We start from the raw sequence: 26435 nt of genomic DNA, 5'->3' as shown, positions 1-26435 counted from the left end.
TTAAAGGGGGAAATAAAGTTGATCCAACAAATAAAGAAGGCGGCAGTTTTAGGCTCCGGAGTCATGGGTTCAGGGATCGCAGCCCATCTGGCCAATATCGGAATTCCGACATTATTACTGGATATCGCGCCTCGCGAATTAACGGATGCTGAAAAGGCAAAGGGGCTTACTCTTGAAGATAAAGCAGTCCGCAATCGAATCAGTGAAGGGAATCTCCAAAAATTATTAAAGCAAAAACCGGCTCCATTAACTTCCAAAAAGAATATTGCATTAGTTGAGGCAGGAAACTTTGAAGATGACATGGAGCGTTTAAAGGATGTCGATTGGATTATTGAAGTTGTTGTGGAGAACCTCGCCATAAAGAAGCAGGTTTTTGAAAAAGTAGACCAATACCGCAAGCCTGGAAGCATCGTCAGCTCCAATACGTCTGGAATATCTGTAGAAGCAATGTCAGAAGGGCGCTCGGAAGATTTCCAAAAACACTTCCTTGGAACACATTTCTTTAATCCTCCTCGCTACTTAAAGCTTCTTGAGGTCATACCTACTAAAAACACTTCTTCTGAAGTGCTGTCATTTATGAAGCAATTTGGCGAAGATGTACTGGGAAAAGGAGTAGTTGAAGCAAAAGATACACCAAACTTTATCGCCAACCGAATTGGCACTTATGGCTTGCTGGTTACAGTGCAGGAGATGTTAAAGGGCGGGTACAGTGTCGGCGAAGTCGATTCTATAACTGGACCGCTGATTGGCCGGCCGAAAAGTGCTACATTCAGAACACTTGATGTAGTAGGGCTTGATACATTTATACACGTGGCAAACAATGTTTATGACCAGGTGGACGGTAAAGAAAAGGAAGTATTTGAAGTTCCGGGCTTTATGAAAGTGATGCAGGAAAAAGGCTGGCTTGGAAGCAAGTCAGGGCAAGGATTTTTCCTGAAAAAGGGCAAAGAGATTCTTGAGCTGAATCCTGAATCGCTGGAATACGGTCCTCGCAAAAAGCTTAAGACAGCTTCGACGGAACTGAGCAAGCAGGAAAAAGGCACTTCTGGAAAATTGAAAGCGCTTGTATATTCAGAGGACCGTGCAGGCCAATTATTGTGGAACATCCTGAGTCCGGCTCTTATTTACTCGGCTCAATTACTCGGCGAAATAGCTGATGATGTAACAGCAATAGACAAGGCGATGAAATGGGGCTTTGGCTGGGAAATGGGGCCATTTGAAACCTGGGATGCCATTGGTGTAGAGAAATCTGTTCAGAAGATGGAAGATGCAGGTGAGGAAGTGCCTGCGTGGGTAAAAGATATGCTGGAAAAAGGCTTTGGTACTTTCTATAAAGAAGAGGAAGGCAAGCAATATTTCTATCACAATGGCGAGTATAGATTAATCGAGGAAAACCCTAAAGCAATCAATTTGAAACAGCTAAAGAAGCAAAAAGGTGTAATTAAAAAGAATACCGGTGCAAGCCTGATTGATTTAGGCGATGGTGTTGCACTGCTTGAGTTCCATTCGCAAAGCAATGCCATTGGATTGGATATTATCCAAATGATCAACTTTGCAGTGGATGAAGTGGAGAAGAACTACAAAGGACTTGTTATCGGGAATCAAGGCAAAAATTTCTGTGTAGGCGCCAACCTCGGAATGATCCTCATGGAAGCGCAGGATGACAATATATATGAATTGGATATGGTAGTCCGCCAGTTCCAGAATGCCATGATGAAAATTAAGTACAGTGCGAAACCGGTTGTTGCTGCTCCATTTGGCATGACGCTTGGCGGCGGGGCGGAGGTTTGTCTGCCGGCAGCACATATTCAGGCATCAAGCGAAACATATATGGGACTTGTTGAGGTGGGGGTAGGCCTGATCCCAGGAGGAAGCGGAAACAAGGAGCTCTATATTAAGCATCTTGAAAGTATGCCAAATGGTGTGGAATTTGACCTTCAAAAGGTTGCCAATAAAGTATTTGAATCGATTGCAATGGCAAAGGTTTCAACATCAGGCGAGGAAGCCAGGGATAATAACTTCCTGAACCTGGCAGATGGCATCAGTGTGAATGGGGACCATCTCCTTTATGATGCAAAGCAGGCAGTTATTGCTCTGCACAAAAAAGGCTATAAGCCTCCTGTCCGGAAGAAGGTGCCGGTTGTCGGCGAAACAGGATATGCAACACTTCTGCTTGGAGCGCAGGCAATGCTCTACTCAGGGTATATCTCAGAGCATGATCTAAAAATCGCAAAAAAGCTTGCTTATGTAATCGCAGGCGGAAAAGTGCCATTCGGTACAGAAGTGGATGAGCAATATTTGCTTGACTTGGAGAGAGAAGCATTCCTAAGCCTTGTAGCTGAACCGAAATCACAGCAGCGAATGCAGCACATGCTTTTAAAGGGGAAACCGTTGCGCAATTAAAGCAATAGATTGAGACATTATGAGAAAGAGAGGGAAAATAATGAGAGAAGCGGTAATAGTTGCAGGTGCCAGGACACCGGTCGGAAAAGCCAAAAAAGGTACGCTTGCAAATGTCAGGCCGGATGACTTAGGTGCACTTGCAGTAAAGGAAACCCTTAAGCGCGCAGGAAATTATGAAGGAAACATCGATGATTTAATTATCGGCTGTTCTATGCCTGAAGCAGAACAGGGGCTGAACATGGCAAGGAATATCGGAGCCCTTGCCGGACTTTCATATGAAGTGCCGGGGATAACAATCAATCGTTATTGTTCTTCAGGCCTGCAGGCAATTGCTTATGCAGCTGAAAAAATCATGATTGGCCATGCAGATACAATCATTGCGGGCGGAGCGGAATCTATGAGCCTTGTGCCGATGATGGGGCATGTAGTCCGTCCGAATGCCAAACTGGCCGAAACAGCTCCCCAATACTATATGGGTATGGGACATACAGCTGAAGAAGTTGCAAAGAAGTATGGCATTACACGAGAAGACCAGGATGCATTTGCGGTCAGAAGTCATCAGAGGGCTGCGCAGGCAATCCGGGAAGGCAAATTTGAAGATGAAATTGTGCCAGTAGACGTAACGTTTAGATCCGTTGGAAAAGACAATAAGCTTACAGAAAAAACAATCCAGTTCAGCCAGGATGAAGGCGTCCGTGCAGATTCCACAGTTGAAACACTCGGAAAACTGCGTCCGGCATTCTCGGTAACCGGCAGTGTCACAGCTGGAAATTCATCGCAGACAAGTGATGGAGCTGCAGCCGTAATGGTAATGGACCGGGAAAAGGCGGAGTCTTCTGGACTGAAGCCAATGGCTAAATTCAGAAGCTTTGCAGTAGGCGGTGTTCCTCCCGAAATCATGGGTGTCGGTCCAGTTGTGGCCATTCCTAAAGCGTTAAAGCTTGCAGGGCTGGAGCTTTCCGATATCGGTTTATTTGAATTGAATGAAGCTTTTGCGTCCCAATCCATTCAAATTATCCGTGAGCTGGGCTTAGATGAAGAGAAAGTAAATGTTAATGGAGGGGCGATTGCACTTGGACACCCGCTGGGCTGCTCCGGTGCCAAGCTCACTCTATCTCTAATCCATGAAATGAAGCGCCGTAATCAGCAATTCGGGGTTGTAACAATGTGCATCGGAGGCGGAATGGGCGCAGCCGGAGTATTTGAACTTTTATAATATGAGCCGAAATTTGGAGAGAAGCCAAAGGCTTTTCTCCATAAAAACAGAATGGAGGAAATAAGAAAATGTCAAATCAAACTGAAAACCTTATCAAAGGCGGAAGCTTTTTAATTGAAGATGTTTCCTATGACCGGGTTTTTACGCCTGAAGATTATACAGATGAGCAGGTTATGATTGCTAAGACAACTGAAGATTATGTTGTAAATGAAGTTGTTCCGCAAATTGAGCATCTGGAAAACCACGAATTTGACCGTTCGGTAAAGTTATTGAAGCAAGCTGGAGAACTTGGCTTATTAGGCGCAGATGTTCCAGAGGAATACGGCGGACTTGCTTTAGATAAAGTAAGCTCTGCACTTATTGCCGAGAAAATGGCGCGTGCAGGCGGCTTTTCCATATCGCATGGTGCACATGTTGGAATCGGTTCCCTTCCGATTGTTCTTTTCGGAAATGAAGAGCAAAAGCAAAAATACCTTCCTGCACTGGCTACTGGCGAAAAGCTTGCTGCTTATGCATTGACGGAGCCAAGCTCTGGTTCTGATGCTCTTGGAGCAAAAACGACTGCCAAGCTGAATGCTGAGGGTACGCACTATGTATTAAACGGAGAAAAGCAATGGATAACGAATGCAGGCTTTGCAGATGTATTCGTAGTATACGCAAAAATTGACGGGGAACACTTCTCTGCATTCATCGTTGAAAGAGAGTTCCCAGGTGTATCTGTAGGGGCAGAAGAAAAGAAAATGGGAATTAAGAGCTCTTCTACCCGTACGTTAATTCTTGAAGATGCCCAGGTGCCAAAGGAAAATCTTCTTGGTGAATTTGGCAAGGGACATGTGATTGCATTTAATATCTTAAATATTGGCCGCTATAAGTTAGGTGTAGGAGCAGTTGGCGGTGCGAAGCGCGCATTCGAACTTGCCGTTCAATATGCCAATCAGCGCCAGCAATTTAAGACACCAATCTCTCAGTTTAATTTGACAAAAGAAAAGCTGGGAACGATGGCTTCTAAGATTTATGCCGCTGAAAGTGCAGTATACCGGACTGTAGGCTTATTCGAGGACCGTATGAGCAAGCTTTCGGACGAAGAAGTGAAAGATGGAAAAGAAGTGGCGAAGTCAATCGCTGAATATGCTATTGAGTGCTCCATGAATAAATTCTTTAATACGGAAGTCCTCGACTACGTAGTAGATGAAGGTGTCCAGATCCATGGAGGCTACGGATTCATGGCTGAATATGAGATTGAAAGAGCTTACCGTGATTCACGCATTAACCGTATTTTCGAAGGAACAAACGAAATCAATCGTCTGCTGGTGCCAGGCACGTACCTTCGCAAAGCACTAAAAGGAGAGCTTCCATTATTCCAGAAAGCCCAGGCGCTGCAGGAAGAGCTCATGATGATGATGCCTGAAGAGCCTGGTGACGAGCCGCTTGCACAGGAAAAATATCTGGTGAAAAACGCGAAGAAAATCGGCTTGCTTGCAGCTGGTTTAGCAGCACAGAAGTACGGAAAAGCTCTTGAAAAAGAACAGGAAGTACTCGTAAACATTGCGGATATTATATCAAATGCTTATGCAATGGAGTCGGTTGTTCTCCGTACGGAAAAGGCTATTGAAAAAGCAGGACTTGAAAAGAGTAAGCAAAAACTTCTGTACACCCAAATCTTCTGCCAGGAAGCATTTAACAAAATCGAGCAGGATGCAAAAGAAACACTTGTGGCAGTAGAAAACGGCGATGCCCTGCGCATGATGATGTCAGCACTTCGCAAATTCACCCGCCACACCCCAATCAACGTCATAGCAAAGAAGCGTGAAGCATCAGAAAAACTGATCGACGCAGAACGTTTTACAGTTTAATTGCTATTAGGCTCCCTTCATCATGAAGGGGGCTTTACTTTTTTCCAAAATAAACCTTTAAAAACTTTTTTTCTGACAGGAGGATTATATAGAAATTTGTCGAATATTAAATTGGTGATCAATGTTATGCTTTGTCATCCATTTATGTTACTATTCAATTAAAAGGCAGCAATTTTGGATAAGCCTGAATTTCCTAAAATGGGTGGTGAAAAAATGGCGTTGACTTTTTATTGGTATCCTAAATGCGGGACATGCCGAAAGGCCAAGAAATGGCTTGATGAACATAATCTGTCCTATGATGAAATACATATAACAGACAATCCGCCTTCTCAAAGCGAACTTGAAACGCTATATAAAAAGAGCGGACTGGAACTAAAGAAGTTCTTTAATACGAGTGGCCAAAAATACCGGGAACTCGGGCTGAAGGACAAGGTGAAGACCTCTTCGAAAGAAGAACTGCTCGATATTTTGGCAACAGACGGCATGCTGATTAAGCGTCCGCTGCTGACAGATGGAGAAAAGGCAACAGTGGGCTTTAAAGAAGAGGAATATGAAAAGACATGGCTTTCCTAAGCGCCTGGATTTTAGCTTTTTAAGCCATATTTAACCATGAGATCGATTTACTGATCATAAATTGAAATATTAATATGGAGGGATACATAATGAGCACACCAAAAGAATTACGTTATTCAGAAGAGCATGAGTGGGTAAAAACAGAAGATGGGAAAGTACGCATTGGGATTACGCATTTCGCGCAATCAGAACTTGGTGACATCGTATTCGTTGAGCTTCCTGAAGTTGGCGATGAGCTAAGTGCAAACGAGCCATTCGGAAGCGTAGAATCTGTAAAAACAGTTTCTGAACTTTATGCGCCTTTAAGCGGTAAAGTGGTTGAAGTAAATGAAGACCTTAACGACAACCCTGAATTCGTGAACGAATCCCCATATGAAAAAGCATGGATGGTTGTGGTGGAGCCTTCAGATTTAAGCGAAGTAGAAAGCTTGATGACTGCTGAGCAATATGAAGAAATGACAAACGAAGACTAATGAATGAAAGCCGGTTCTTTAAGAACCGGCTTTTATGCTGTTTATGGCTGAATCCGAGTCTGATCCAAGTGCTGCTGCTTTTTGTTTCTGGCTTTAATTGCTATTTTTCTTTTACAGAGAAAGGGCAAACTATAGATACCTAAAAGCATGAAAGGATTGGTTACCCATGACATTGAATCAGCAGAAAATCGATATTACAGATCGGGTTGTCGGCAAGCTTAAAAATAATGGGATTGATCTTTATCTTGAAAACGAAAAAATAGGCCAAATCAGCCTTCCTGAAGGCTCTTCCTTTAACTTGGCCCATCATTTTGAAACCGACCACCAAAAAATATATCAGAATGTCTCCGTTCCAGATAAAGCGCAAGAGCGCTACACAGACTGTGACGAAGGCGGCTGGTGCTGACTACTGTAAACAGCGGAATGATTTCCGCTGTTTATTTAATAGGCTAAAGCAATATAACCGGGCATACAATGAAATAGGCCGTTTAAGAGGCTGCAATGATTATTTTTCTTCAAAAACATTCCTTTACTAAGCTGTAGAATTAATATGTAAAATCAGCGCAGTCCTAACCTTAAATATGGGCAGGAGATTCACACCATAATCGAGAATAATGAATATATTAAGATAAAAACCAATGCATGACTGGTTTTAAAATTTGGCTGTTTTCTTAGGTGTGTTGCTTTTTCTATATTATTTGCTGTGTTGATTGTAGCGGAAGGTGCGAGACTCCTGCGGGAGTAGCGGGACAGGTGAGACCCCGCAGACGCGGAGCGTCGAGGAGGCTCACCGCCCGCCCCGCGGAAAGCGAGCAGCCTGAAGCGGAAATCAACGGACAATCTTGATAGGCAAAAAACAACAATTTATACGAAGAGAGCCTTAACATTAAAGTAACAGTTTCAAAATAACTCCTTTCAGGTGATGACGATGAACGAGGGAATTCCGGAAAAAGTTATTATTGTCGAGGGAAAGTCAGATAAAACGAAGGTTAAAAACATTATAAGAGAACCTGTTGAGATTATCTGCACAAATGGAACAATAAGCATTACCAAACTAGATGAATTAATTGACATGCTGTTTGATAAGGATGTATATATATTGGTGGATGCCGATTCAGCAGGTGAAAAGCTGAGAAAACAGTTTAAAAGGGAATTTCCAGAGGCAGAGCATCTATACATCGATAGAATGTACAGAGAAGTAGCGACAGCACCGGAACATCATTTGGCTACAGTGCTGCTGGGAGCTAATATTGACGTTTATACACAATATTTAGACAGATAAAAGTAAGGATGATAAAATGCAGGAATGGTCGCAGCTGGAGATTGAGGAAGCGGTTAACGGGCAAGAAACGGCCCTTATCTATTTGTACACGCCTATGTGCGGAACCTGTCAGATGGCTGGGAAGATGCTGACAGTTACTGAACAATTGCTGCCTGATCAAAAGATTGGGAAAGCGGACTTAAATTATATGCCGCAATTGGCTGAACAATGGGGAGTAGAAAGCGTACCTTGTCTCCTCATCTTTAAGGAAGGAAATTTACAAGAAAAATTATATGCATTCCGGTCAGTTCCCTATTTGTTGGATAGAATCAGAAGCATCTATTGAGAAAAACCAGGAGCAAAGCTGCCTGGTTTTTTGCATGTTTAAAAACATTGAAATCCGCCTTTTCAATATTCAAAATATATTTACAAACCCCCTCCGAAAGAGTATGATACTTAGGGAATCGAAATAATCACACAGTGCAGGAAGGGATCCGGATGGCATTTTACAAGGAGTGGACTGGCCAATTTAAAGGCTATAACCACAATATAAAATTGGCCTTTATGGCGAATATCCTTACACAAATAGGTTTTGGGATATTCATGGTAATCTATAATTTCTACATAAGGGAGCTCGGCTACACCGAAAGTGTTAATGGGCAAATCATATCCATGACTGCTCTCGCCACAGCACTGATTCTTGTGCCGGCAGGGATCGCCAGCGACCGATTTGGCAGAAAAAGAGCGATGCTGTTTGGGGCTGTTGCTACGGGTGTCGTTATGCTTTTCAGAAGTATGGTTGAATTGCAGGAACTCCTGATTTTATTTGCTTTTCTTACAGGGCTGACAACAGCATTTCTGCAAGTATCCGGCATACCATGGCTGGCTGAGAATTCAAAGGCTGACCAAAGGGTTCATTTATTCAGCATCCATTTTGCCATTATGACGGGTGCAAATGTAATCGGTAACTTAAGCGGAGGCATCTTAACGGATGTATTTTCTTTATTTGTGGATCAGCTCACCAGCATCCGCATTACCCTTCTGATTGCAAGTGTTTTCTTCATAGCAGGCCTTGTCCCTATCTTGCGTTTCGCAGAAGCTCCCAAAGATAGAAACGATGTAAGAGGCTTAAAGGATTTTTCGCTCAAAAACCTTTCCGCTAAAAATGAAGGCGTCAAAATTATCGCCATGTTTGCTTTTGCGCAGCTGCTAATAGGAATTGGAGCAGGACTGGTTATCCCTTATCTGAATTTATACTTCGCAGACCGTTTTGAAGCTTCCAATTCAGCCATTGGCATTATTATTTCATTAGGGCAGGCTGCCACTGCTTTTGCTATGATTATCGGCCCGGTTGTGGTAAGGAAGGTGGGAGAAGTCAAAGCAGTTGTAATCCTGCAGCTCATGTCACTTCCTTTTCTGCTTTTAACTGCTTATACAGAGAATCTTTGGCTTGCTGCGATCGGCTTTTTGTTCCGGCAGGCATTAATGAATGCTGGAAATCCTATACAAATGTCGCTAATGATGTCTAAGGTAAATGATTCGATGAAAGGACTGGCAAACTCCGTCAATCAGATGGTTTTCAATCTGGGATGGGCTGTAATGGGGCCTGTTTCAACAGGAATCGTCATGAGATATGGAGATTATTGGGGATATGCACTCGTATTCACGATTACTGCTTCTTTATATTTGATCGGCTCTCTCTATTTTTTCTTTGTTTTCAGAAGCTATAATAAGACAAAAGCTGAAGCGCCTTCTGTAAAAATAGTATAATCTGACATATTTCTCGGGAAATGAAAGACAATGCCTAATAAACAGGCATTGTCTTTCTGTATTTGTCGAATGAAAAATAAAGGATTGAAGATCTTCCTTACTGAATATTAAAGATGATAGACCCATTAAAAGAGGTGAGGCTGTGAAGGATTTACCTGATGTATTTATCCGGGAATTAAAGGCTAAAGGGCATCTTGGATACTTTTTAAGAAAATCAAATTTCTCTTTGCTTATTAAGGCGGGAAATATAAGCATTCCTCTGATGGTTTCGAATGGGGAAATCCGGAAGGTAAGTCACACCAGCCATTTTGATGTGGAGATCTTGGGCTCTGATGAAGCTGTGCTGTCACTGATTTCAGGAGAGTTAAAGTTAAGAGATGCACTTTCCCAAAATAAAATAATGATGGATACCACCTTTAGAAAAAAATTGCTCCTCGAGTCTTTTTTCTGTTTAGGGAAAATTTCATATCACAATACTTGACCGTTTTTTTAATAGTATGATAATATCGTTTTAATATTAATTAACTGAATATTCTTATCAAGAGAGGCGGAGGGACTGGCCCAGCGAAGCCCGGCAACCGGTAAAGTACACGGTGCTAAATCCAGCAGAGCGGGATGCTCTGGTAGATAAGAAGAGACGATACAGCCCTCTTCTTATGAAGAGGGTTTTTTCAGCTCTTCGATAAGAAATACTAAAATTTTTATAGAGGAGAGAAAGCAATGACTGACAAACAAAAAAATTACCGTTTTGAAACAATTGGAGTGCATGGGGGACTGAAGCCTGACCCTGTAACTGGTGCAAGGGCGTTACCGATTTACCAGAATAATGCTTACCAGTTCAAGAATACAGATCACGCTGCAGATCTCTTTGCTCTTAAAGAGCCAGGATATATTTATAGCAGGATACATAACCCGACTGTAAGTGTATTTGAGGAAAGAGTGGCCTTGCTCGAAGGAGGAGTTGGTGCATTGGCTCTTGCAAGCGGACAGTCTGCCATTACTCTTGCCATATTAAACATAGCTGAAGCAGGCGATGAAATTGTTGCTGCGTCCAATTTATATGGCGGTACTTATAATTTGTTTGCAGTCACACTTCCCAAGTATGGAATTAAAGTGAAACTGGTCGATCCAAAAGATCCGGAAAATTTCCGTAACGCGATTTCAGATAAAACAAAGGCCATCTTTGCGGAAACGATTGGAAACCCGAGCTTAAAAATTCTGGATATTGAAAAGGTCGCAGCAATTGCACATGAGAATGGTGTGCCGCTTATTGTCGATAACACCTTTGCTACACCTTATCTTTGCAGGCCTATCGAACATGGTGCTGACATTGTTATACACTCTGCGACTAAATGGCTGCTCGGCAATGGAACAACAATGGGAGGAATTATTGTAGACGGCGGAAAATTTGACTGGAATTCCCCTAAGTTCCCGGGCTTTACAAAGCCGGATCCGAGCTACCATGATATTGTCTATAGCGAAGCAATTGGCGAGGCGGCTTATATTATCAAAGCACGCGTTCAGCTGTTAAGAGACTTAGGGCCTGCGATGAGTGCGCAAAGTGCATTTCAGTTTACATTGGGGCTTGAGACTTTGCATGTGAGAATGAAGGAACACATTGCCAATACAAAAAAAGTAGTGGAATACCTTGAGGCGCATCCAGCCGTTAATTGGGTGCTTTATCCAGGTCATGAAAGCCATCCGGACAAAGAATTGGCAAATAAATATTTGCCTAAAGGAGCAGGCGCTGTGGCTGTGTTTGGAATATCTGGCGGAAGAGAGGCTGGAGCCAAGCTAATCAATAACCTGCAGCTATGGGCACACGTGGCTAATGTAGGGGATGCAAAGAGCCTGATTATCCACCCTGCAAGCACCACTCACCAGCAGCTGGATGAAGAAGGTTTAAAAGCTGCAGGAGTGCCGGAAGATCTAATTCGGATTTCTATCGGAATCGAGAATGCGGAAGATTTGATTGAGGATCTGGAACAGGCAATAGAAGCAGCTGCAGGCATCACATCGCTTGCTGCAAAAGCATAAAGGAAAATTTACCATTCATTTTTTTCCGAAAGTTTAAAATTTCTTCGTTGACACCTTTTTGATGGCTATGATACGATAGCAAACGTAATTAAAAACTGCTAAATTTATTTAAAGCAATAATTGAATATAGAACGTTACGCTCTTATCAAGAGAGGTGGAGGGAAGTGCCCTATGAAGCCCGGCAACCGTCAATTAGTTGAAATGGTGCCAATTCACTCAAAGCATAGCTTTGACAGATGAGAGAAAGGACTTAATTTTTTAATGCCTTTCTGCTCATGTGCAGAAAGGCATTTTTGCTTTTAGCGCATGAAAGCTTATAAGGAGTAAAAAATAGGGGAATATGAGCAGTCTATTAATTATAATCTGTATCTTTCGATTAAAGAGGTGACATTTCACGTTGATTTCTATAAAAGATGTACAGAAGGTTTTCTCTTCAAAAAATGGCCAGGTAAAAGCAGTTGATGATGTAAACCTGGAGGTGAAAGAGGGAGAAATTTTCGGAGTTATCGGATATAGCGGTGCAGGTAAAAGTACCTTGATCCGCATGCTGAATGGGTTAGAGCTTCCTACCCAGGGCAGTGTAACAGTTGCAGGAAATGAAGTTTCAAAGATAAAGGGAAGCAAGCTAAGAAAAGCGCGTCAGGAAATAAGCATGATTTTCCAGCATTTCAACCTATTATGGTCGAGAACAGTAAGGGAGAATATCGCATTTCCGCTTGAAATCGCTGGTGTTTCACGGCAGGAAAGGCTGAAAAGGGTAGACGAACTCATTAAACTCGTTGGTCTTGAAGGAAGAGAAGATGCCTATCCTTCCCAGCTTAGCGGCGGTCAAAAGCAAAGAGTTGGAATTGCTAGAGCCCTTGCCAACAATCCGAAAGTACTGCTTTGTGATGAGGCGACATCTGCACTTGATCCGCAGACTACAGATTCCATTTTGGAGCTGCTTGTTGACATCAATGAGCGTCTGGGCTTAACAATTGTCCTAATTACTCATGAAATGCACGTTATCCGAAAAATCTGCCATCGGGTTGCTGTTATGGAAGGCGGCCGAATTGTTGAAATCGGTCCAGTATTGGATGTATTTAGAAACCCAAAAGCTTCAATTACAAAGCGTTTTGTACATCAGGTGACAGAGCCTGAAGAAACTAAGGAAACGATTGATCACCTGGTCGATTTGTATCCAAAAGGAAAAGTAGTGCAATTAGGGTTTGTCGGCGAATCAGCTGAACAGCCATTGATTACAAACCTGATCCGTAATTTCCAGGTAACCGTGAATATCCTTCAAGGGAAGATTTCCCAGACACAGAATGGTTCTTACGGTACTTTATTCATCCATGTTGATGGAGAAGCAGAGGAAGTTGCAAAAGCCATCGAATTTATTCATTCTCAGCAGGTGGGCGTGGAGGTGATTTCCAATGCTTAACGAATGGTTTCCAAATGTGAAGTGGGATTCCATGTGGGAAGCTACAATGGAAACCCTATATATGACAGCTATTTCTGTTCTCGCAACTTTTATTTTAGGTGCAATTCTGGGACTGCTGCTCTTCCTGACTTCCAAGGGTAACATTTGGGAAAACGCAGCAATTAATAAAATCATTTCCGCTTTCGTCAATATATTCCGCTCAATTCCGTTTATTATTTTGATCGTGTTATTGATTCCATTTACCAAGTTTCTTCTTGGAACAATGATCGGGGAAGATGCAGCACTGCCTGCATTAATTATTGGTGCTGCCCCGTTTTATGCCCGTATGGTTGAAATCGGCTTGAGGGAAATAGATAAGGGTGTAATTGAAGCGGCCAAGTCTATGGGCGCAAAAACAAGCACGATTATCTGGAAGGTTCTGCTTCCGGAATCAATGCCCGCCCTTGTTTCAGGAATTACCGTTACAGCCATCGCGCTGGTTGGCTACACAGCCATGGCCGGTGTTATCGGTGCTGGCGGACTTGGAAACCTTGCTTACCTGGAAGGATTCCAGAGGAGCCGCAGTGATGTGACGCTTATGGCGACTGTCATTATTCTAATCATAGTATTTATCATCCAGTTTATTGGAGATATCATAACAACAAAATTAGACAAACGTTAAGGAGAGATTCACATGAAAAAATGGTTATCACTTGCTCTTGCACTTGCAGTAGCACTTGTTCTTGCAGCTTGCGGAACTTCAGAAGAAGACGGCAATGCCGGTGAAGGCGGAGAAAGTAAAGAAAGCACAAAAATTACAGTAGGGGCTTCCAACGTACCTCACGCTGAAATTCTAGAAGAGGCAAAGCCATTACTTGAAGAAAAAGGCTTTGAACTTGATGTTGTGACATTCCAGGATTATGTATTGCCAAACCAGGCTCTTGAGTCTAAGGAGCTGGATGCAAACTATTTTCAGCACATTCCTTACCTTGAGTCACAGAAAGCCGAACATGGATATGATTTTACAAATGCAGGCGGAATTCATATTGAGCCAATCGGAGTATATTCCCAAAAGTATAAGAGCCTTGATGAACTTCCTGAGGGTGCATCAATCATCATGAGCAACTCAGTAGCAGACCATGGCCGTATTCTCTCCATGCTTGAAGCAGAGGGACTTATTACTTTAAATGAAGATGCAGAAAAAACGGAAGCAACTCTGGAAGATATTAAAGACAATCCTAAAAAGTTAAAGTTTGATACTGAATATGAAGCATCACTTCTTCCTCAAATCTACAATAATGGAGAAGGGGATGCAGTCCTGATCAACTCCAATTATGCAATTGATGCCGGATTGAATCCTCTTGAAGATTCAATTGCTATCGAAGACAAAGATTCACCATACGTAAATGTAATTGCAGTCCGCACAGGTGATGAAGGAAAAGAAGGAATTAAAGCTCTTGTAGAAGTGCTTCGTTCTAAAGAAATCCAGGATTTCATTCTTGAAAAATATGAAGGTGCCGTTGTGCCTGTATCTGAATAAGCATTGTAAAAAGCAGGCGTCCAAACGCCTGTTTTTTTAATTTCCATTTAATGTCCGGGCTCTGCACCCGCATAGTTTGAAAAATAATCAAACATACTAACCTTGATACTATTTCGAAATGGAGTGGAGCCGAATGGAACATTATCATGAACCTTCAAACTCGATAGAAGCAGCCCTTCATGACTATAAAGTTGGATTGGGTGTATTCACTGAAAAAATGCCTGATTTAGCACAGCATTATAATGCTTTTACAGAAGCCTGTTTTAAGGAAGGGGTTTTATCCCAAAAGGAGAAGCAGCTGATTGCACTTGGAATCAGTTTATACTCTCAGGATGAATACTGCATTATTTATCATACGAAAGGATGCATCGATCAAGGTGCGTCAGAAGAAGAAATTCTTGAGGCAGTTGGAGTTACAGCAGCTTTTGGCGGGGGGGCTGCAATGAGCCAGGCGGTTACGCTCGTCCAGGAGGCCATGACAGAATTGAATCAGCAAAATCACTGATAACCAGCTCCTGCTCAATAGCAGGAGTTTTATTTTATCATGATTATTTTTCAGAAAATTATTAATACAACCATTAATCAAGAGGATTCAGCCAGTATTTTAAGGATAGGGAATATGAAAGCGCTTCACCAGTTCTCATTCCTTATATTGCTAAAAAAATCAGGTTTTTTCCGCTTTGTGCGGGGTATATGTTGAGTGTTAAGATTTTAGATGTAAAACAAAATGCGAAAAGCATAAAAACCGAAAGGATTGATTCATTATCAGTCAGTTACAGCTGAACTACACGAGTGAAATGGAAAAAGCTATGCAAGCTGCCCATGGAGTTGGATATGAAGTGTACAGCCGGAAACATGATATTCGAATGGAAGTTGAAAAAAGACGCGAGGAAGATTATCTTCAAAGCCAGCGCTTAGTTGCAGATCTTGAAAGAAAAATTCATTCCTAGGTTAAGGTATATATATATATTAATGAAGAAAATAGAAACCAGTGCCAATAATGCACTGGTTTTCTTTTTTGCAATACATGAAATTACAGTCCCGGGAAAAAATAGTTAGGACATGCCAGGTTCCCGGTTATTTTACACTTTGATGCCATTAAATTAATATGATAAAATCTATATTTAAAGGCTTTCTAAACATTTTTGTTTGAAAAGTTTGTTAATGGTCTTAAAGAGTTGCTATGAAATTTGATTTGTTATAAGATTGTAATGAGAATAAAATGAGAATAGAGATTTGCGGCTGCAGGCTGATTTACAAATCTTCTTTTATTGACGGAGGTATATATTATGGCAGGATCAGTACTTACAATTAAAGACCTTCATGTTTCTATTGAGGGAAAAGAAATATTAAAAGGTGTAAACCTTGAAATCAAAGGCGGAGAAATTCACGCCATTATGGGACCGAACGGCACAGGTAAATCAACTCTATCTTCTGCAATCATGGGCCATCCTAAATATGAAGTAACGCAGGGAAGCATCACATTAGATGGTAAAGATGTTCTTGAAATGGAAGTTGACGAACGCGCACGTGCAGGCCTATTCCTTGCAATGCAATATCCAAGTGAAATCAGCGGCGTAACAAATGCCGATTTTTTACGTTCTGCAATTAACAGCCGCCTTGAGGAAGGCAATGAGATTTCTCTTATGAAATTCATCCGCAAAATGGACAGCAAGATGGAATTTCTTGAAATGGACCTTGATATGGCTCAGCGTTATTTAAATGAAGGCTTCTCAGGCGGTGAAAAGAAGCGCAATGAAATTCTTCAATTAATGATGCTTGAACCTAAAATGGCGATCCTTGATGAGATTGATTCCGGTTTGGATATCGATGCATTGAAGGTTGTTTCTAAAGGAATCAATGAAATGCGCGGCGAAGAGTTTGGCTGCTTAATCATCACACACTACCAGCGCCTTCTAAACTACATCACTCCTGACCATGTTCACGTGATGATGCAGGGACGCGTTGTAAAATCTGGCGGACCAGAGCTTGCACAGCGCTTAGAAGCAGAAGGATATGACTGGATTAAAAAAGAATTGGGCATTGAAGACGAAACAGTTGGGCAAGAAGCGTAAGCGTTAGGGGGATCATTATGACAACGGAAATAAAACTACCATTTGATAAGGAATATGTAAGTTCCTTTTCAAAAGATATGGGCGAGCCGGCATGGCTGACAGAACTCCGTCTAAATGCGCTTGCAAACGCGGAAAACCTGCCAATGCCAAAGCCTGATAAAACAAAAATAGATAAATGGAACTTTACACAGTTCGAAAAGCATATCGTCGGAAGCGAAGATTTTTCTTCACTGAACGACCTTCCTGAGGATGTCAGAAATCTGATTGACACAGAAGCCGGCGATCAAAACCTATACATTCAGCGTAATAATAGACCAACTCATTTGGCTGTTTCTAAAGAATTGCAGGAAAAAGGTGTTATTTTCACAGACATCTTTACGGCGGCAAGAGAACATGGCGACCTGCTTCAAAAGTATTTTATGAAGGTCGGCGTCAAAACGGATGAACACCGTTTAACTGCATTGCACGCGGCTCTTTTAAACGGCGGAGCGTTCTTGTATATTCCGAAAAACGTGGAAGTTTCAGCCCCGATTCAGGCTGTATATATTCATGATGATAAAGAAGCCAACCTATTCAACCACGTATTGGTTGCAGCTGACGATAACAGCTCTGTGACATATGTAGAAAACTATATTTCTACAGTTGAGGAAGCAAACGGGATTTTCAATATAGTTACAGAAGTAATTGCCAATGCAAATGCAAGAGTTCAGTATGGTGCTGTTGACACACTTGCTAAAGGAACAACAGCTTATGTGAACCGCCGTGGTATTGCAGGCCGCGATGCCCGCATTGAATGGGCTCTTGGCCTAATGAACGACGGCAATACAGTTTCAGAGAATACAACCAATCTTATTGGAGACGGTTCTTTCGGTGATACCAAAACAGTTGTTGTAGGACGCGGAGAACAGACTCAAAACTTTACAACGAAAGTAGTTCATTTCGGAAAGAACTCCGAAGGCTACATTTTAAAGCATGGGGTAATGAAAGACTCTGCTTCATCCATCTTTAATGGTATCGGCAAAATTGAGCATGGAGCTTCTAAGTCAAATGCCGAGCAGGAATCACGCGTACTGATGCTAAGCGAAAAAGCGCGCGGGGATGCTAACCCAATTCTATTAATCGATGAAGATGATGTAACAGCAGGACACGCAGCTTCAGTTGGCCGAGTGGATCCATTGCAGCTTTACTATTTAATGAGCCGCGGCATTTCTCAAAAAGAGGCAGAACGCCTTGTTATTCACGGCTTCTTAGCGCCTGTTGTTAATGCTCTTCCTATCGAAGGAGTTAAAAAGCAGCTGACAGCAGTTATCGAAAGGAAAGTAAAATAATGAATGCCCGTGAGATTCGGCAGATGTTTCCCATCCTGGACCAGGAAGTCAATGGAAAGTCTCTTGTTTATCTGGACAGTGCTGCTACTTCCCAAAAACCTGTTCCGGTAATTGAAGCGCTTGATAAATATTATCGGGAATACAATTCGAATGTTCATAGAGGAGTCCATACACTGGGCACTAGAGCAACGGATGGCTATGAAGGTGCCAGGGAAAAGGTACGTAAATTCATTAATGCTAAATCGACTGAGGAAGTTATTTTCACAAGAGGGACAACAACTGCTATCAATACAGTTGCGGCAAGCTACGGACGCACTAAACTGACTGAAGGCGATGAAATTGTAATTTCCTATATGGAACATCACAGCAATATCATCCCTTGGCAGCAGGTGGCGAAACACACGGGAGCAACACTTAAGTATCTTCCTCTGCAGGAAGACGGAACGGTTTCACTTGAGGATGTAAGGGCAACCGTGACAGCTGATACGAAAATCGTATCCATCATGCAGGTATCAAATGTACTAGGTGTTATGAACCCGATTAAGGAAATTGCAAAAATTGCCCATGAGAATGGCGCAATTATGGTTGTGGATGGTGCACAAAGTGCTCCCCATATGAAGATTGATGTTCAGGACCTGGATTGTGATTTTCTTGCTTTTTCCGGCCATAAGATGTGCGGCCCTACCGGCATTGGTGTTCTGTACGGAAAGAAAAAGCACCTTGAAAAAATGGAGCCGGTTGAGTTTGGCGGTGAAATGATCGATTTTGTCGGCCTGTATGAATCAACCTGGAAGGAACTTCCGTGGAAATTCGAGGGCGGCACGCCAATTATTGCAGGTGCCATTGGATTAGGTGCTGCAATTGATTTTCTTGAGCAGATTGGCCTGGACGAAATTGAGGCTTACGAGCACAAACTGGCCGCTTATGCTATGGAAAAAATGTCTGCTATAGACGGAATGACCATATATGGGCCGAAAGAAGCTTCAAAACGCGCTGGCCTTGTTACTTTTAATATTGACGATGTTCATCCACATGATGTGGCTACTGTATTGGATGCAGAAGGAATTGCAGTCCGCGCCGGCCACCATTGTGCACAGCCGCTGATGAAGTGGCTCAAGGTATCGGCAACTGCACGTGCAAGCTTCTATCTGTACAATACGGAAGAAGATATTGATAAGCTTGTTTCAGGGCTTGTCAAAACAAAGGAGTATTTCAGCGATGTCTTCTAAAAATTTAGATACCCTTTACCGCCAGGTTATCATGGATCATTATAAAAACCCTCGTAACAAAGGGGTACTTGAAGATGACAGCCTGACGATCAATATGAATAACCCTACTTGCGGAGACCGGATTCAATTGACGCTGAAGCTTGAAGATGGCAAAGTGGCAGATGCGAAGTTTGAAGGCGAAGGTTGTTCCATTTCCATGTCTTCGGCTTCCATGATGACTCAAGCCATCAAGGGTAAAAATATTGAAGAAGCATTAAAGCTTTCCAAAGTTTTCTCAGACATGATGCTGGGAAAAGAATATGATGAAGATGATTTGGATCTTGGCGATATTGAAGCTCTTCAGGGAGTTTCCCAATTTCCTGCCAGAATCAAATGCGCTACATTGGCATGGAAAGCAATGGAAAAAGGCGTTAGCACGGAGAAAGAAGAACAGGAATAAATCAATCAAACGTTTGATTAGAAATTTTTTCATCTGCCTTGTGTGCTAAAATATAATGAAATGATGGGGTGTGAAGACCCTTTCTTATACGAATGGAGGAATACGACGATGGCAAAAAAAATGCCTGAGATCGGCGATTACAAGTATGGTTTTGCCGATAAAGACGTTTCCATTTTCCGATCAAAACGCGGTTTGACAAAAGAAATTGTTGAAGAGATTTCAAAATTGAAGGAAGAGCCACAATGGATGCTTGACTTCCGTTTAAAATCATTGGAGCATTTCTATAACATGCCTATGCCGCAATGGGGCGGAGATTTAGCGTCATTAAACTTTGATGAAATTACGTATTATGTAAAGCCTTCTGAAAAAACTGAACGCTCTTGGGATGAAGTTCCTGAAGAGATTAAACAGACATTTGATAAATTGGGTATTCCTGAAGCAGAGCAGAAGTATCTTGCTGGTGTTTCCGCACAGTATGAATCAGAGGTTGTTTACCATAACATGCAGGAAGACCTTGAAGCGAAAGGAATTGTGTTCAAAGATACTGATTCCGCTCTTCGCGAAAATGAAGATATTTTCCGTGAGCACTGGGCAAAGGTTATCCCTCCAACAGACAACAAATTCGCTGCATTAAACTCAGCGGTTTGGTCTGGCGGATCGTTCATTTATGTTCCTAAAGGGGTTAAGGTTGATACGCCATTGCAGGCATATTTCCGCATTAACTCTGAGAACATGGGGCAGTTTGAGCGTACATTAATCATTGTTGATGAGGGCGCACATGTACACTATGTAGAGGGCTGTACTGCACCTGTTTACACAACAAACTCACTTCACAGTGCGGTTGTTGAAATCATCATCAAAAAAGACGCATACTGCCGTTATACAACCATTCAGAACTGGGCAAACAACGTATTTAACCTGGTTACGAAGCGTGCGGTTTGTGAATCAAACGCAACAATGGAATGGATTGACGGAAACATCGGTTCAAAACTGACAATGAAATATCCGGCAGTTATTCTTAAAGGAGAAGGCGCACGCGGCATGACCCTTTCCATTGCATTAGCTGGTAAAGGGCAGCACCAGGATGCCGGTGCAAAAATGATTCACCTTGCACCAAACACTTCTTCAACGATTGTATCGAAATCGATTTCCAAGCAGGGCGGTAAAGTAACATACCGCGGAATCGTTCACTTCGGCCGCAAAGCGGAAGGTGCACGTGCCAACATCGAGTGTGATACGTTAATCATGGATAACCAGTCAACTTCGGATACGATTCCTTACAATGAAATCTTGAATGACAACATTTCTCTTGAGCATGAAGCGAAGGTTTCAAAAGTATCAGAAGAACAGCTATTCTATCTTATGAGCCGTGGAATTTCAGAGGAAGAAGCAACAGAAATGATTGTAATGGGCTTCATCGAGCCATTTACGAAAGAACTTCCAATGGAATACGCAGTAGAGATGAACCGCCTGATTAAATTCGAAATGGAAGGTTCCATCGGATAAATCACGAAAACCCTTGATTATTCAAGGGTTTTCATTCATTTAATGATAGTTATAAATCCGTACGTGCCGATTTCGTGCCGATTTGAATTTTTTTAGGACATTCTTGAAGTGTAGGAGGCGAACTTTTTTAGTTCGTCTTCTTCTATTTTTTGAGTAATATCCAGGTAAGTGTCTGCGGTTGTTTTAATGGTTTTATGGCCCAACCTTTGCGATACAAATTTTAAACTTGCTCCAGATTCAAGTAGCAGCACTGCATGTGTATGCCTAAATCCATGTGTGCCTCTATATGGAACTCCGGCTAGCTTGCAATATTTTTGAATGGATTCTCTAACAATTGAAGGAGTAAGGTAGTTTCCTAAATAGTTTTGAAAAATAATACTATCTTCATTTTTATAAAAATTTTTCCTGCCGATGATTAACTCATTCTGCTTTAATTTAAATTTCTTCAATTCAACGACGACTTCATCATTAAGTCCAATAATCCGATAAGAAGATGAGTTTTTTAATGTTGTAATTACGATTTCATTATTGGATTTCCTTCTTGTTTGTCGTTCCACTTTTAATTTGTTACCTTCAATATCGCTCCACTTTAAAGCTAATGCTTCGCTAATTCTAAGACCGGTTTGAGAAAGAAAATAAATCAACATGTAATAAAGCTGATATTCGGGGAATTTTTGTTGCTTATAGTCCCTCATGTAATCTAAAAGCTGATTTAGTTCCTCTAGCTGCAAATACTTTACCTCGGCTTTGATGCTTATTGTATCTTGGACCGGAATCCTTAGTTTATCTGCAGGGTTTTTTTCTAGAACTTCTAATTCGTGAACGGCATAATGAAAAATACTCTTTAGTACTGAAAGATATTTTAATCGGGCGCCAAATGAATATTTATTCTCTCCCTTATCATCTAACATGGAGGAGTATTTGGTTATCCATTTTTTTATGTCTGATCTTCGGATTTTCATAATTCGTTTCTTCCCGAAGTAAGGGAGTATATGCAACCTAACAATTACTTCAACTTGTTCAAAGGTGGATTCTTTTAAATTTGCTTGTTTGTGATCGTAGAGCCATTCCTTTGCAACTTCATCAAATGACATATGCCTGTCATTTAAGGTTTGACCGTAGTAAATCCGTTCTTCAACTTTTCCAGCTTCAATTTCGGCCTCTTTTTTTGTTCTAAAAGTACCGATGCTAAACTCCTGGCCATCTCTCGATACTCTTGCCTGCCATCGACCACTTTTCAGTTTCCTGAAGGTTGCCATTTCTATTTCCTCCTATATAAGAATAAAGTCCATTTTTCTTTCAGACGAAGGAATCATAGACATAAGTTTGCTGATATCATCAGTTGGCAAAATTAACTGATGGATCACGTATGGATCCACACCGTGACTTTGAATCCGTGATTTAATTACATTAATATTTAAACCAAATCTTTTGCTATAATTTTCATGAAATATAAAGTCTGAAAAATAAATAACGGCATTGTTAAGAGATTCATCAAGTTCTTCAATTCCTACATAGTTAAAAGGAGGTATTGCATCATAATAATGCACAGGCTTGTCCCATTTTAGTTCTCCAGGTTTAAAAGTTAGGACGTAGACATAAGGTATCAACAGGTTATCCACATTTTCAAAATAAAGGCGTTGTCTCGGCATGTTAATTATCTCTCCCAGTGTGATGAGTATAAGATTTCCTCAATGTCTGCCACCAAGATAATAAATTGATTAATATCTCTTACATCAGCATCGTACTCTAACACCCTTTTTCTAATTCTTTTTAGGCTAATCCCTAACTTAGTTGGGTGCTCAAGATTTTTAACAATGTCTGCAGAATCGACTGATACACTTATTAGTGAATTATCTAAGTCGGCAGTTCTTATTCGTTCGAACGGTGCACTTACTTCAAAGTAATAAGTCTCCTTTTTCCAATCAACGTCTCCCTCATCAAACTTTATTCCGTACCAATAGGGATAAGTTTTCTCATCTATGACATCATAGTAAACGGCTTGTCTTACCATTAAAGATTCACCTTAACTTTCTTCTTTTTGTAAACTTGATTTTCTAATTGAGCAAGTAACCGTAAAGTTTCCCCAGATAGTTCATTAGAAGCTTTTCGATACCTTTGTTTTTCTTTTTCTTTTAATTGAATATCGAGCTTGTTACACCAAATCCTTGCCTTAATTTGTTCCATTCTTTTTATAGCTAGTTCTCTATTAATTTGAAATGTTTCTTCTATTAAATTTATAAAATCGCCTTCGGTTGGGGGTATATCTAATTGCTCCAACATAAAAATCGGGATAGCTGCATACAGCTGGAATACATCGGCTTGCGCTTCTTGTAAAGCCCTAAATAGTTCAGTCTGTTCTTCCTGGCTACCAATGTGTCTAAATGGGTGACCAATTTCATGAAATAATAATGAACGAATTTCTTTATTAGGCATTTTGGGTTTTAAAAATATTACAGCAAACTCTTCTTCCCAAATTGCCCTATTGGGGGCATTATCTAAAAAACAAACATTCACCTTAAAGGTTCTTTCCAGTTTTTTAATTGTTAGATCCGATGGCGTAAGAATGTCATTTTCTCTATAGATACTCTCAATAATTAATTCAAGTTCGGTTTTTGTGTAGTATTTAAACATGAAGGCTCTCCCGTTGTAAGTATAGAAATAGAATATATGTTCTGTTTGGAGTGAAAATAAATAAGGGATGTCCCTTATTTATTCTTATCTTTCATTTTCCTATAAATCTCCAGTTGCATATCTAGATAGTCTTTTTCTTCTTCGGTAAGTTTTTCAAATTCATGAAATGCAGAATTAATTTTCTCCCCATTTTTTAAATCATCGGTTTTGCCTAAAAGGTAGTCGGTAGTAACGCTGAAGAAATCAGACATTTTAACCAAAGTATCTGTATCAGGCTCCCTTCGATCCTTTTCATAGTGAGATAGCGCAGCGCGTGTTATTCCAATTTTATCTGCCAACTCTTGTTGAGTTAACTTTAGTTCTTTACGCAACTTGGTAATTCTTACTCCTATACTCATAAAGGTAACCACCATCGTATTTGTTTCCTCCAATATACTATACAAAATGTATCAAAAAAATAAAAGATACAAAAAGTCGCAAAAGTCGTTGACTTGTTCCGTTGTGTATCATATAATTCAATTAACAGGTGATACAAGGTGTCGCAAAGGTGGTGGATTGATGAGAAAAAAAATGAAAGATCAGAGAATAAAGTTAGGGTTGTCACAACAAGAAGTTGCTGACAAATCTGGTTTATCTAGGGCAAATTACTCCCACATAGAGAGAGGGAGAAGTGAGCCAAATTTAAGTCAAATGGTATCGATCGCTAAAGTTTTAAAAGTAGATCCGAATGCAAATTTTTTTGTTAATAATTGCGACAAAACGGAGCATAATAAGAATCTTGCATAAAATCAAAATGATAAGAGGTGATCTTATGATTGCAATTCAGGTTAATGAAGCTGAGATAAAAGCAATGTACCAGCAAGAACTTCAAAAGCGTCTTGAACAATTGGAGAACGAAGTGGTCTTCTGGGACACCAAAGAACTTAAACGTCAAACCAATATGAGTTGGAATACTATTCAAGAATGTTTTTTTCATGATCCTAACTTTCCGAAATTTAAACTTAATCAAAAATGGTACTTCCCAGCTAAAGAATGCCGTGATTTCTTACTTAGATGGGCTGATACTATGGCTCAAAACTATAGTGAAAGAAGAGCTATGTAATATCTGAATTATATCTTTTTTGAATGTAACTAATATAGATGTGAATTGGTACAAATGATTAAAAGGAGTGATTCAAATGGCAATTGGGGAAGAGATGGCCGCGGCTAGGAAAAGGCAGGGGATAACACAGCTGGATCTTAGCCAAAAGGTCAGCTACTCACGCGAATCAATTGCAAAATTTGAGACCGGAACTAGAAAACTACCAAGAGATATGTATCCCACTGTCACGCAACAAATAGACGATCCGGAATTTTATTTTGAAACATGGGGAGAAACAACAGGGTTTGTTAGTATCCCTTATTTTAACGGAGATCACATAGATAAGCATCCGGCCAGTATGGTGTACCTGGTTACAAAAGAAACCGAGGAAGCAATGCATCATCTTGACAATTTAAATTGGGGTAAGCCAGCAAAAGCTTATACGCAGGAGGAAATGACACAACTTGAAAAAGCACTGTTAGAAAATCTAGATGCTGCTGCTTCCATGATAAATATGGTTGCATCTTTAAGCAAAACACATGGATTTTCCATGAAGTCATTATTTCAAAAATGGCAAGTCAGTCTAAAAGCTAGAAAATACAAATTATAGGAGGGTATTAATTTGGAAGAAGCCTTTATTTACTACTTGTGTACTGCCTTTGTTCTTATTATGGGCATTATTATTGGTGATTTCACGTCGGAGGGAAAGAAATAATTATGAAGCAAATATTACATATCCCAGACACTCAAAAGGAAATGATTCTAACATCAATGGAAGTCCATCGACAGGGGTTAAAAGGGACGGGAAAAAGGGTTTTCGATATTGCATACAACAAGATATTAAAGATGGATCACAGCCTTGAATTGGATGGCATGGAGATGATGTATGTATCACAGGCATTGAATTCTTATGGAAAAAAGCTAGTTGGGAGTCGCTTATATGATGAAGCTGGCACTTATCGTTCTATGGCTATGGAGATGGAACGAATTCGAATTAACTTTCAGCGTACAAATGGGCCAAAAATTAAAAAAGAAAAGACAGCAAGTGCTGGAACACTTACTGCCTAGAGAAAAACCAATTCAGTTAAATATAGATTAGCATTCTTTTAATAATACGGCAAGAGTATTGGGCTTGCCGTCATGACCGGGAGAGATCTCCCCCTCCCACCTCTTTCAAGTGAGCAGCGTATCTACCAAATACCAGGCTCCCGGTCATGACGGTGCGCACCAATAATTTTGAAAGGAGTATAGCTGGAATGACACGCGAGGAAAAGCGTAAAATCCGTCTGGAATTGAATGATTTATTGGATCGGCATTGTGGTGGGTGTGAATTTAAAAGCGGATATGAGAATCATAAGCAGTGTTTAAATGATTGCCATATAGGAGAGCAATTTAGGAGTTTGACTGCAATATTAGTTGGCGATATCAATCCAAATGATGAAGAGACTTCAGTAAAAAAGGGAAGATGGGAACAAGAAGAGGTTAACTATTTAATAAACCATTTACCTTATTTCAGCGTGAATCATCTTGCTATGAGGTTGAATAGAGATCCCAAACATGTTTCAGGAAAAATTCATCGAATAAAAGCGAAGCGAAAACGCGTTAGTTAATAATT

General features: G+C 40.9%; 31 protein-coding genes and 2 riboswitches. Of the genes, 26 read left to right on the top strand and 5 right to left on the bottom strand.

Annotated elements, in window-relative coordinates; translation table 11 throughout:
* The first annotated feature begins 21 nt into the window (after positions 1-21).
* The 21 genes from IRB79_RS24950 to sufB all read left to right on the top strand — a co-directional run bounded on the left by IRB79_RS24950 (position 22) and on the right by sufB (position 21105).
* Positions 22-2403 (top strand): 3-hydroxyacyl-CoA dehydrogenase/enoyl-CoA hydratase family protein, encoded by a 2382-nt coding sequence (locus IRB79_RS24950; RefSeq protein ID WP_243509654.1) that lies wholly within the window; start codon positions 22-24, stop codon positions 2401-2403.
* A gap of 40 nt (positions 2404-2443) precedes the next feature.
* Complete coding sequence (locus IRB79_RS24945) at positions 2444-3619, top strand: acetyl-CoA C-acetyltransferase (RefSeq protein ID WP_243505841.1); 1176 nt, start codon at positions 2444-2446, stop codon at positions 3617-3619.
* A gap of 68 nt (positions 3620-3687) precedes the next feature.
* Complete coding sequence (locus IRB79_RS24940; RefSeq protein WP_243505840.1) at positions 3688-5472, top strand: acyl-CoA dehydrogenase family protein; 1785 nt, start codon at positions 3688-3690, stop codon at positions 5470-5472.
* Between the two features lie 213 nt (positions 5473-5685).
* Positions 5686-6045 carry an arsenate reductase family protein gene (locus IRB79_RS24935; protein WP_243505839.1) on the top strand — a complete coding sequence of 120 codons (360 nt, stop codon included), beginning with the start codon at positions 5686-5688 and terminating at the stop codon, positions 6043-6045.
* 89 nt (positions 6046-6134) lie between these two features.
* Positions 6135-6518: a glycine cleavage system protein GcvH gene (gene gcvH / locus IRB79_RS24930; protein ID WP_009331744.1), complete on the top strand. Its 384-nt coding sequence runs from the start codon at positions 6135-6137 to the stop codon at positions 6516-6518.
* Positions 6519-6684: 166 nt separating this feature from the next.
* Positions 6685-6924: a YusG family protein gene (locus tag IRB79_RS24925; protein WP_221879462.1), complete on the top strand. Its 240-nt coding sequence runs from the start codon at positions 6685-6687 to the stop codon at positions 6922-6924.
* A gap of 522 nt (positions 6925-7446) precedes the next feature.
* Positions 7447-7800, top strand: coding sequence for a toprim domain-containing protein (locus IRB79_RS24920; protein ID WP_243505838.1), 354 nt, complete (start codon positions 7447-7449; stop codon positions 7798-7800).
* A 16-nt stretch (positions 7801-7816) separates the two neighbouring features.
* On the top strand, positions 7817-8125 hold the full coding sequence (locus IRB79_RS24915; protein ID WP_217033893.1) for a thioredoxin family protein: 309 nt from the start codon (positions 7817-7819) through the stop codon (positions 8123-8125).
* 152 nt (positions 8126-8277) lie between these two features.
* Positions 8278-9549 (top strand): MFS transporter, encoded by a 1272-nt coding sequence (locus IRB79_RS24910; protein WP_243505837.1) that lies wholly within the window; start codon positions 8278-8280, stop codon positions 9547-9549.
* A gap of 142 nt (positions 9550-9691) precedes the next feature.
* Positions 9692-10030, top strand: coding sequence for a hypothetical protein (locus IRB79_RS24905; protein ID WP_243505836.1), 339 nt, complete (start codon positions 9692-9694; stop codon positions 10028-10030).
* A 51-nt stretch (positions 10031-10081) separates the two neighbouring features.
* Positions 10082-10183: riboswitch (SAM riboswitch) on the top strand.
* An 86-nt stretch (positions 10184-10269) separates the two neighbouring features.
* Entirely contained in the window at positions 10270-11586 is a 1317-nt protein-coding gene (locus tag IRB79_RS24900; RefSeq protein ID WP_243505835.1) for an O-acetylhomoserine aminocarboxypropyltransferase/cysteine synthase family protein, read from the top strand.
* A 139-nt stretch (positions 11587-11725) separates the two neighbouring features.
* Positions 11726-11829: riboswitch (SAM riboswitch) on the top strand.
* 154 nt (positions 11830-11983) lie between these two features.
* Positions 11984-13009: a methionine ABC transporter ATP-binding protein gene (locus IRB79_RS24895; protein ID WP_243505834.1), complete on the top strand. Its 1026-nt coding sequence runs from the start codon at positions 11984-11986 to the stop codon at positions 13007-13009.
* Positions 13002-13670 (top strand): methionine ABC transporter permease, encoded by a 669-nt coding sequence (locus tag IRB79_RS24890; RefSeq protein ID WP_221879456.1) that lies wholly within the window; start codon positions 13002-13004, stop codon positions 13668-13670. Before IRB79_RS24895 ends, IRB79_RS24890 begins: the two co-directional genes overlap by 8 nt.
* Positions 13671-13682: 12 nt before the next feature.
* Positions 13683-14528 carry a MetQ/NlpA family ABC transporter substrate-binding protein gene (locus IRB79_RS24885; RefSeq protein ID WP_243505833.1) on the top strand — a complete coding sequence of 282 codons (846 nt, stop codon included), beginning with the start codon at positions 13683-13685 and terminating at the stop codon, positions 14526-14528.
* Positions 14529-14661: 133 nt separating this feature from the next.
* Entirely contained in the window at positions 14662-15033 is a 372-nt protein-coding gene (locus IRB79_RS24880; RefSeq protein WP_009331734.1) for a carboxymuconolactone decarboxylase family protein, read from the top strand.
* Positions 15034-15325: 292 nt separating this feature from the next.
* Positions 15326-15478, top strand: a complete 153-nt coding sequence (locus IRB79_RS24875; RefSeq protein WP_169799774.1) for a YuzK family famiily protein — start codon at positions 15326-15328, stop codon at positions 15476-15478.
* Between the two features lie 339 nt (positions 15479-15817).
* The gene (gene sufC, locus IRB79_RS24870; protein WP_048008468.1) at positions 15818-16603 is read left to right on the top strand and encodes a Fe-S cluster assembly ATPase SufC; all 786 of its coding nucleotides are present in this window, start codon (positions 15818-15820) and stop codon (positions 16601-16603) included.
* Between the two features lie 17 nt (positions 16604-16620).
* On the top strand, positions 16621-17931 hold the full coding sequence (gene sufD, locus IRB79_RS24865) for a Fe-S cluster assembly protein SufD (protein WP_243505832.1): 1311 nt from the start codon (positions 16621-16623) through the stop codon (positions 17929-17931).
* Positions 17931-19160: a cysteine desulfurase gene (locus tag IRB79_RS24860; protein ID WP_243505831.1), complete on the top strand. Its 1230-nt coding sequence runs from the start codon at positions 17931-17933 to the stop codon at positions 19158-19160. Before sufD ends, IRB79_RS24860 begins: the two co-directional genes overlap by 1 nt.
* On the top strand, positions 19150-19599 hold the full coding sequence (gene sufU, locus IRB79_RS24855) for a Fe-S cluster assembly sulfur transfer protein SufU (RefSeq protein ID WP_009331729.1): 450 nt from the start codon (positions 19150-19152) through the stop codon (positions 19597-19599). The genes IRB79_RS24860 and sufU overlap by 11 nt, the downstream gene beginning before the upstream one ends.
* 108 nt (positions 19600-19707) lie before the next feature.
* Entirely contained in the window at positions 19708-21105 is a 1398-nt protein-coding gene (gene sufB / locus IRB79_RS24850; protein ID WP_243505830.1) for a Fe-S cluster assembly protein SufB, read from the top strand.
* Positions 21106-21197: 92 nt separating this feature from the next.
* Here sufB and IRB79_RS24845 read toward each other — a convergent pair whose 3' ends face one another.
* The 5 genes from IRB79_RS24845 to IRB79_RS24825 all read right to left on the bottom strand — a co-directional run bounded on the left by IRB79_RS24845 (position 21198) and on the right by IRB79_RS24825 (position 24137).
* Entirely contained in the window at positions 21198-22364 is a 1167-nt protein-coding gene (locus IRB79_RS24845) for a tyrosine-type recombinase/integrase (RefSeq protein ID WP_243505829.1), read from the bottom strand.
* Between the two features lie 12 nt (positions 22365-22376).
* Positions 22377-22757: a hypothetical protein gene (locus IRB79_RS24840; RefSeq protein ID WP_243505828.1), complete on the bottom strand. Its 381-nt coding sequence runs from the start codon at positions 22755-22757 to the stop codon at positions 22377-22379.
* 5 nt (positions 22758-22762) lie between these two features.
* Positions 22763-23119, bottom strand: coding sequence for a hypothetical protein (locus IRB79_RS24835; RefSeq protein WP_243505827.1), 357 nt, complete (start codon positions 23117-23119; stop codon positions 22763-22765).
* A complete protein-coding gene (locus IRB79_RS24830) occupies positions 23119-23739 on the bottom strand; it encodes an ImmA/IrrE family metallo-endopeptidase (protein ID WP_243505826.1) in 621 nt (206 codons plus the stop codon). The genes IRB79_RS24835 and IRB79_RS24830 overlap by 1 nt, the downstream gene beginning before the upstream one ends.
* Positions 23740-23813: 74 nt before the next feature.
* Positions 23814-24137, bottom strand: a complete 324-nt coding sequence (locus IRB79_RS24825; RefSeq protein WP_243505825.1) for a helix-turn-helix domain-containing protein — start codon at positions 24135-24137, stop codon at positions 23814-23816.
* 160 nt (positions 24138-24297) lie between these two features.
* Here IRB79_RS24825 and IRB79_RS24820 point away from each other — a divergent pair, with 160 nt between their 5' ends.
* From IRB79_RS24820 to IRB79_RS24800, 5 genes are all read left to right on the top strand, one after another.
* On the top strand, positions 24298-24525 hold the full coding sequence (locus IRB79_RS24820) for a helix-turn-helix domain-containing protein (RefSeq protein WP_243505824.1): 228 nt from the start codon (positions 24298-24300) through the stop codon (positions 24523-24525).
* Positions 24526-24550: 25 nt separating this feature from the next.
* A complete protein-coding gene (locus IRB79_RS24815; protein ID WP_243505823.1) occupies positions 24551-24841 on the top strand; it encodes a group-specific protein in 291 nt (96 codons plus the stop codon).
* A gap of 76 nt (positions 24842-24917) precedes the next feature.
* The gene (locus tag IRB79_RS24810; RefSeq protein ID WP_243505822.1) at positions 24918-25430 is read left to right on the top strand and encodes a helix-turn-helix domain-containing protein; all 513 of its coding nucleotides are present in this window, start codon (positions 24918-24920) and stop codon (positions 25428-25430) included.
* Between the two features lie 107 nt (positions 25431-25537).
* Positions 25538-25888: a hypothetical protein gene (locus tag IRB79_RS24805; RefSeq protein WP_243505821.1), complete on the top strand. Its 351-nt coding sequence runs from the start codon at positions 25538-25540 to the stop codon at positions 25886-25888.
* Between the two features lie 188 nt (positions 25889-26076).
* The gene (locus tag IRB79_RS24800) at positions 26077-26430 is read left to right on the top strand and encodes a zinc-finger domain-containing protein (protein WP_243505820.1); all 354 of its coding nucleotides are present in this window, start codon (positions 26077-26079) and stop codon (positions 26428-26430) included.
* Positions 26431-26435 lie beyond the last annotated feature (5 nt).

Source organism: Cytobacillus oceanisediminis (genome assembly GCF_022811925.1).
Taxonomy (GTDB): Bacteria; Bacillota; Bacilli; order Bacillales; family Cytobacillaceae; genus Cytobacillus; species Cytobacillus oceanisediminis_D.
Note: the sequence above shows the minus strand (reverse complement) of the source record. Positions and strands in the feature narration are given on the sequence as shown.